Here is a 5,309-nt window from a genome sequence, read left to right as displayed (position 1 = left end):
ATTCTAAAAATTTTTGCTGGCGCACTTGATTCCATCGATTATTTTTTTGTGCCAAAGCAATTTGACTCTCTAATCGGTTTTTGAAAAAAAAACGTCCACCAATCTTCCTCAAACGTATTTATTTGGGGCAATATACCTAAATAGTTGTTCTTTCGATAACCGAATTGCGGTGCAGTTACCTTATGCAGGTTGGCTAAAGTAGCTGCCAGTTCTTCCTGGCTACCTTCTCCTGGTTCGATCCATTCCATCAACAGGTAGGCGCCATCTTGTATTTCTCCTAGCATGTAAGTTTCTGGTACACGTACATAAGGTGCTAATTCTTTTAATCCAGCTGCTTCAACTTCAAAAAATTCTTTACCGATGTTCGGATGAATTTTTAAAAAATAAGAACATTGCCCCTCAATCCGATAAGTTTGATTGACATCACCACCAGTTATTGGGATGATTTTTCCTTCTAACTTGATTTCTGACAAGACCGATCGTACATCCATTTCTACTCCTCCTTACATGCTTAGGAAAACAGACTTCTGCTTTTATATATGCTATATGAATTATACCATAGACGATTAGAAAAGAAGGAAATCAGCATGTAGTCAGCTAGTTCTAGAAAAAATGATCCACTCAAAGAACACACTGCTTTTTAGCTCTGTTAGAAAGGAACCCACTAAAAAAGGAGAAGGAATCTACATTTTTCCCTCTCCTGTTGAATCTATTGGAATTTAAGCTAGTGCGCCCATTGGATCCCATGGAGCCAAGACAGTTGGTTTTTCATTAAATGCAGCTAGTTGTTCTTTTGTCAATAAATCTTTACGAACGACGATTTGATAAGTGTATTCGTCCATCCATTCATCACTCATCACAAAGAAGCCATTCGTTCCGACTTTTTCACCCCAGCTATTTTCAACTTTCCATTTTGTTGATTGTCCATCAACAATGTCGACCCCTGTCAATACCATCGCATGAGTCATTAAACTTTCTCCATAATCAAGTCTTTCTGCTTTTGTCATTGTAAAGTCAATATCAAATAGGTCATCCATGCTATAAACATCTAATGCCATGATTCCACTATCTCTTGTAGAAGATTGACCCACATCACAACCAAACCAAACTGACTCTCCTTGTTCCAGTTGACTGATCGCCAATTTTTTAAATGTTTCCATATCAACGTTCAAGTATTTTACTTCTGTTCCGTCAACGACATTTCCTAACATTTCAACTGTGTAAGAGCGATCGAATGGTTTGTCTTTGGTAGGTGCATTGATGATACTTACATAGTCTTCCAATTTTACACCAATGTATTTGTCATAGAATGTTTGTGGTGTAAGATTTTGATCGATGTGGTAATTTTTGTCTTCATCACGGTACTCAAAATCGAATTCTTTTGGAGGTGTACCTAAAGAAGTTGCCAAGAAATTATAGACATTTTCTAGCATTTTTTCTTTTTTAGCTTGAATCGTTTCTTTTGTTTCTCCATCAGCAATCATTTTGCGCAAAGCAACTGCATCTTTACGTAATATCTTGTTTAGATAATTATTCAATTCACGAGAATTAGAGCTATTTGCACTCTCTGGCATCACTGATTTAGGAACAACGCCATATTTTTGGAATAGTGAAACGATCATATCCCATTGTCCGCCATCTTGCTGAGGTGTAGTAAGTAAAAAGGCAACTTTTCGACTATCCAGTGCTTCTTTTCCAGTAGCAATGATATTTTCATAGAAGTAGTTTGCTTTTTCATATTTATCCCAGAAAAATGTGTAGTTTTGAGATAATTCAAAATCTTTTAAATTGAACTGATTCAATAATTTATGACGGAATGTATTTAATGCTGCAAACATCCAGCAGCGTCCTGATTGCTTTTGATTCGCAACTTTTCCTGTTGCTAGATCAATAGAAAATACAGGTGTATTTGTCACATGTGCAGAAACATTCTCTGCAGAAGCAGTGATTCCGTTTTTTACCACAGCTCTTTGTAATGCTTGTTTCTTGTTGCTTGCTTGAAACTGTTGTTCAAATTTTTTCGTCATATCCGAAGTAATAGCTTTCATCCAATCATCCTTCCAATCCAAAATGTACTTATCATTCTACTCTTAAGTTCTTTGAATTACAATGTCCTCTCAACTCATTTCTTTCAAAGAATTTTCATTCATCGGCACAAAGAATACTACTGTGAACAAAGAGGTCGAGACAAAAGTGTTTCTTACTTCTGTCCCAACCTCTTTTTGAAATTTCCGAAAAACCTGACCTTTGGACGCCGTTTATTTGAGAGAGGCTGGGACAGAAGTGTTTAACTCTGAGAAATAAGAAGAAATGAACGAAAATTGCTTTTCAAATTTTTGTGAACTTCGGCTTATTTCCGAAGGAGTTGCTTCTGCTCCCGCCGTTTATTCGAGAGTCTGTAGCAAAACCGATTTTTAGATTTGTCCCACATTCCCTCATTACAAAAGTATTCTTTAACACAGGTTCATGCTCATAGATATGTAGCAGAAGTTATATGACTAGAACGTTGGACACCTTTTTCTACTTCCTAAAATGGACCATTTGGCTGATAACTATACTGCAACCCAGACTAGCGATAGCCTATTATTTTACCGTAAGGAGTTAGTTAATGAAGCTAGATTTTCATTAACATAGTAACGCTATTTTTCTATTGTGTTTATTTTACATTTCCGTTGGAGTCCAGAAAAGAGCTGATAAAAAATATTCATCCTTCATCAGCTTTTTTACTGGATCATCTTAAAAACTTTTTCTGACTTGAATTCATTCCTCATATTCAATCAACTCAGCAATTTTCATGGTTCAATTTAGTCCGATTTCAGCCTAAGTATTCCTGTAAAAAATTCAGCGTATTCGCAAAAACTTCATCGGCATAACCCTCTCCATGTTGGCTACCAGCAATAAGTTTGCTTTCACTAGGAACCTTTTGTTCAGCCAAACTTTGTTGCAATTTGTACACACCACTCAACGGTACCAATTCTTCTAAATAATTGGCCAAAAAGATCGGCCCACTCTCAGCTGAGACCCGTTGCAACGGATCTGCTTGCTGTAGCAAAACTTGATCCTGACCGACATAATTCAATATAAACCACTTATAAAAAGCATCGTTAGTTCCCCCTTGATCGATCTGACGACTTTCCTGTTGATCAAAATTGGGGTTTTGGTTCATTTCAGCTATGACATCTGGATGTTTTGCCACCCAATCCGCTAAATCAATAATCCCTGACCAAGAAGCCGCAGCAATTCCCTTTTGTAAAGCCAGTTCGATTGCTAAATTACCGCCAGCAGAAGATCCTAAAGCGGCAATTTTTCCCTTTTCCACTGGCAAATCACTTGCTAGCAACCAATCATAAACCTTCAACACATCGTTCAAAGCAGCTGGATAAAGATAGTTGGGTGCCAAACGATAATTAGGAGCGATAACCAAATAACCAATTGTCCTCAACTGTTCAGCTAAGGCTGATTCTTTTTGCTTATCTCCTCGAAACCATCCACCACCGTGAATCAGAATAATCGTTCCTTTGGTCACGGTGGGTTGATACACGTCGCATGCCAGTTGATTTTCCACATCGTAAATCATTTCTTGGACCATCTTGGATCTCCTCCTAAATCAAATCATTTTCAGCAGTCACTGGAGGTTGTTGTTGCCTGATTCTTTCTAAAACGTCTCTCAAGTGATTTTTCGCATGTTCATATTCCGACATTTGTTTACCAAATTGTTGGTTGAACACTGGCAAACCACCTTCTGCAAAAGCATACTCAAACTGATAAACTGCTTGATACGCTTGCGTAAATTCGGATAATAATGCCCCTTCGTTAGCTAGTTGTAGCGCCATTTGGATGACCCTAAAATCGGTATAAGTGATTTCAAATTGAATCGCCCAGATTCGAATGAAGTCATGTTGATTTTTGATATGCAGAAAATGGCGCTCAGTTGTTTCTTGTAAATTTTTGATAGAACCAATCACATCAAGCATTCTCCCACCTCACTGTAATTTCAAGAAAATTCCTTTGTCTTGCATTGCTTTAACAAAAACTGGTACAGTTTTTCCTCGATTCCAATCACGTTGCATCTCACAAGCCAATTGGGCAAACGTCGTCAATTGCGCACCCGCCTGTTCCACACGGCGCAAAGCAGTTTCATGGGCAATCACGCTTGTGCCACCAACTGCATCCACCACCGGATACACTTCATAACCAGCTTGCAAAGCATCCAAGGTCGGAAAAGTTAAACAAGCTTCCGTCCATAATGCGGCAATAATCAATTTTTTTCGACCAGTCGCTTCAACGGCGGCTTTAAACTCTGCATCCTCCCAAGCATTGATTGACGTACGATCATAGCTAGGTAAATCAGCTAACACATTTTTTAATTTGGGAATCGTTTCCTGATTGCGACCAGTTGCCACATTGACTGTCGAAAGGATGATCGGCACTTGGTACTCTTTCAGCAGATTCGTCACGGCTGTTACATTTTCAATTAATTGATGGCGGTCCATGGAGTTGATGGAATTGACTTGGGTTGGTTGATAATCAATCAACAGAAATACAGAATTTTCCGGAGATAATAATTCATCTTGCGCAGCATCACGTGGTTTTAAACTTGTCATAAAGCATTCGACCTTTCATTTTTGATACCTATAATCTACTCTTTTTTTGAATTTTCTAACAGTAAAAGCTCTCGGTAAAAGAGTACTCTTTTTAGACCACCTTTTTTCGTCAAACAAACGCTTTTTCGTTCACCATTTTTAGCAAAAAAAATAGGCTCAAGGAATTCCTCCAATGAACCGTTTTTACCTATGGAAATATTATTTTTTCTCTATAAAAAAAGCCACAGTCAGCGACTGTGGTCAAATTACTCCGGCAGTAGGACTCGAACCTACGACATCATGATTAACAGTCATGCGCTACTACCAACTGAGCTATGCCGGAATCAAGTACATGTATATAATAGCAAGTTACGATAAATAACGCAATACTTTTTTTGAAAATTTCTATTATTTTTTTATGGAAAAAATTTTTAAAAATACGTTATTTAAAAACAGTATTTTGCCCCTTATTTCCAAACATAAAATAGCTGTTTTCTCTAATTAAATATTGACAAATCCACCTATATTAGTTATCCTAATATCTGTAAGATTTTTGCCGCTTTAGCTCAGCTGGTAGAGCGCTTCCATGGTAAGGAAGAGGTCGCCGGTTCAAACCCGGCAAGTGGCTTATCTATATAGCGTAACATGTTGTTTTATCAGCGTGTTCACGCTGTTTTTTTGTTGTTCTCTGCTAAAAAAAATCACAAATCTTTTTTTATTTTATTT

The 5,309-nt window shown here is 37.6% G+C and carries 4 protein-coding genes, 2 tRNA genes and 2 pseudogenes; 2 read left to right on the top strand and 6 right to left on the bottom strand.

Going from position 1 to position 5,309, the window contains the following annotated elements; translation table 11 throughout:
- Together ED2_RS14065 and ED2_RS14060 are read right to left on the bottom strand one after the other, a co-directional pair.
- A pseudogene (locus tag ED2_RS14065) lies at positions 1–491 on the bottom strand (fructosamine kinase family protein); the annotation flags it as partial.
- Positions 492–719: 228 nt separating this feature from the next.
- Positions 720–2,048, bottom strand: a complete 1,329-nt coding sequence (locus tag ED2_RS14060; RefSeq protein WP_005879629.1) for a C1 family peptidase — start codon at positions 2,046–2,048, stop codon at positions 720–722.
- Between the two features lie 224 nt (positions 2,049–2,272).
- On the opposite strand from ED2_RS14060, the pseudogene ED2_RS16480 reads away from it, so the two are divergent.
- Positions 2,273–2,392 (top strand): annotated as a pseudogene (locus ED2_RS16480) (DUF3788 family protein); the annotation flags it as partial.
- Positions 2,393–2,815: 423 nt separating this feature from the next.
- Here the strand turns inward: ED2_RS16480 and ED2_RS14055 are convergent.
- The 4 genes from ED2_RS14055 to ED2_RS14040 all read right to left on the bottom strand — a co-directional run bounded on the left by ED2_RS14055 (position 2,816) and on the right by ED2_RS14040 (position 4,926).
- On the bottom strand, positions 2,816–3,589 hold the full coding sequence (locus tag ED2_RS14055) for an alpha/beta hydrolase (protein WP_016177322.1): 774 nt from the start codon (positions 3,587–3,589) through the stop codon (positions 2,816–2,818).
- 13 nt (positions 3,590–3,602) lie between these two features.
- On the bottom strand, positions 3,603–3,974 hold the full coding sequence (locus ED2_RS14050) for a hypothetical protein (RefSeq protein WP_016177321.1): 372 nt from the start codon (positions 3,972–3,974) through the stop codon (positions 3,603–3,605).
- Between the two features lie 9 nt (positions 3,975–3,983).
- Positions 3,984–4,604 carry a hydrolase gene (locus ED2_RS14045; protein ID WP_005879635.1) on the bottom strand — a complete coding sequence of 207 codons (621 nt, stop codon included), beginning with the start codon at positions 4,602–4,604 and terminating at the stop codon, positions 3,984–3,986.
- 248 nt (positions 4,605–4,852) lie between these two features.
- Positions 4,853–4,926: transfer RNA gene (locus ED2_RS14040), tRNA-Asn, on the bottom strand.
- A 212-nt stretch (positions 4,927–5,138) separates the two neighbouring features.
- Here ED2_RS14040 and ED2_RS14035 point away from each other — a divergent pair.
- Positions 5,139–5,211: transfer RNA gene (locus ED2_RS14035), tRNA-Thr, on the top strand.
- Positions 5,212–5,309: the final 98 nt, after the last annotated feature.

This window comes from Enterococcus durans NBRC 100479 = LMG 10746 (assembly GCF_001544215.1).
Classification (GTDB): Bacteria; Bacillota; Bacilli; order Lactobacillales; family Enterococcaceae; genus Enterococcus_B; species Enterococcus_B durans.
The sequence above is the reverse complement of the archived record's forward strand: the minus strand, read 5'-3'. Positions and strand labels throughout refer to the sequence as shown.